General features: G+C 63.6%; 1 protein-coding gene. It reads left to right on the forward strand.

Annotated elements, in window-relative coordinates; translation table 11 throughout:
- A partial coding sequence (locus AF337_RS14470) for a ring-opening amidohydrolase (protein WP_280138851.1) occupies positions 1-225 on the forward strand: 225 nt, incomplete at both ends.

Below are 225 nucleotides of genomic sequence, written 5' to 3' on the forward strand. Positions count from 1 at the left end.
CTGCACACGTTTCGATCTCTTTTCCCGCTGCGCCTCAACCTCGTCCGGGGTCGAACTCACCGATCACGAAATCATCGTCCTCGGCATGAGCGCAAAATGGTCCGGTCCGCTGTCGATCGACCACGCGGTCATGCGGGATGCGATCGACGCGCATTCCGTCAGGAAAGCCCGCGAACGCCTGCCGGAAAACAGCCGGCTGGCGGCGGTTCTCGCCAAGGCCGAGCC

The organism is Rhizobium ecuadorense, assembly GCF_001187535.1.
GTDB lineage: Bacteria > Pseudomonadota > Alphaproteobacteria > Rhizobiales > Rhizobiaceae > Rhizobium > Rhizobium ecuadorense.